Below are 1,678 nucleotides of genomic sequence, written 5' to 3'. Positions count from 1 at the left end.
TATTCAGCGGAATTGGGCGACCTGACGCCCCGATAGCAGAAAGGTGCCGTTGACCTGCAAGGATGTGAGTGTCGAAGTCATATCCGCTGCAGAAGTCAGGGCACCTTTCTGGTGGTTGAGCGTACAGGGTGGGACCGTCGGCTGTCCGTGGTGGCTGACGGGAAGAGGCTGATGGGGCATGCCGGGGCGGTGCTGCTGCGCCGGTGTGCGGACCGCACGGGACTGACGGACGCGCTGGCGAAGGTGCTGCCGTCCAGCACCGTGGCCGGCTGGCGGGATCGTGCGGCAGTGCTGGTCCAGCTCGCGGTCGCGATCGTGCTCGGGGCAGCGAACCTGTCGGAGGCAGAGCAACTCCAGTTACATCACCGGACGTTGTTCGGGTCTGCGGCCTCGGACTCCACCGCCCGCCGGATGCTGGCCGTACTCGACGAGGCGACCCTGGCGGGGATCGCCAAGGTGCGGGCGCGGGTGCGCCGGCATGTGTGGAGTCTGCTGCATCTGCGGCCGGGCGGCTTCCCCTGGCTGGTCGTGGCGGGCAAGCGGCTGTGCGGCTGGATCGTCATCGACCTCGACGCCACCGTCATCACGGCCGCGTCGAAGAAGGCCGGGGCGGCGGTCACCTTCAAGAAGACGTTCGGGTTTCATCCGCTGGCCGCGTGGTGCGCGAACACCACCGAGTCCCTGTCCATGCTGCTGCGGCCGGGGAATGCCGGGGCGAACACGGTGGCTGACCACATCGCCGTGCTCAGCGAGGCGCTCGCGCAGATCCCCGGCTCCTCAGCCGCGAAGATCCTGGTGCGGGTGGACGGCGCCGGGGCCACCCACGGGCTGCTGGAACACCTGGAAGCCCTGAACACCACGCGGCGCACGGTCCGCTACACCGTCGGCTGGAAGATCACCGACGCCGACGAGCAGGCCATCGCCAAGCTGCCCGAAAGTGCCTGGGAGACCTCCCTGACACAGGACGGCAGCCTCCAGGAGGGCTACTTCGTCGCGGAGCTGACCGGGCTGAACACCCGCGAGGGCTGGCCGGAGAAGGTACGGCTGATCGTGCGGCGTGTCCGCCCGTCCCGGCGGCATCTGAAGAAGCTGACCGCGTTCGAGCAGAAGACCGGCTGGCGCTACTGCATCACCGCGACCAACATCCGCCACATGTGGGGCATCGCCGGCTCGGGCCACAGCCAGTTCCTGGACGTCCTGCACCGCTCGCACGCGGGGGTGGAGGACCGCGTGCGCACCAACAAGGCCATGGGCCTGGACAACCTGCCCTCCGCATCCTGGGAGGTCAACCGCGGCTGGATGCTCGCCGCGAACCTCGCCAGCGACCTCGACGCGTGGGTGCGGCTGCTGGCTCTGCACGACGTCGACGGCCTGGCCCACGCCGAGCCGGACACCATGCGCTTCCGCCTCTACCACCTGCCCGCCCGCTTGGCGGACCACGCCCGCCGCCGCTGGCTGCGGATCGACTCCACCTGGCCCTGGGCCACAGCGTTCACCACCTGCTGGCAACGGCTGACCGCCCTGCCCGTCGTCACCTGACGACCACCCCGACAGCCCCAACGAGACAGGAAGGAGCAGGCCCGAACGACGTCCGGGTGCCGTGGAACCCCGGCGCAGCCGCAGCGACACGCGAAGGCCCCGCCCGCGATCACGCGGGACAAACAGGGCGAACCATCAA

1 protein-coding gene is annotated in these 1,678 nt (G+C 69.4%); it reads left to right on the top strand.

Annotated elements, in window-relative coordinates:
• Positions 1-111 precede the first annotated feature (111 nt).
• Entirely contained in the window at positions 112-1,539 is a 1,428-nt protein-coding gene (locus ACFYX0_RS47725; RefSeq protein WP_388982099.1) for an IS1380 family transposase, read from the top strand.
• The last annotated feature ends 139 nt before the right edge of the window (positions 1,540-1,678 follow it).

It is taken from the genome of Streptomyces sp. NPDC002573 (assembly GCF_042889625.1).
GTDB lineage: Bacteria > Actinomycetota > Actinomycetes > Streptomycetales > Streptomycetaceae > Streptomyces > Streptomyces gibsoniae.
The sequence above is the reverse complement of the archived record's forward strand: the minus strand, read 5'-3'. Positions and strand labels throughout refer to the sequence as shown.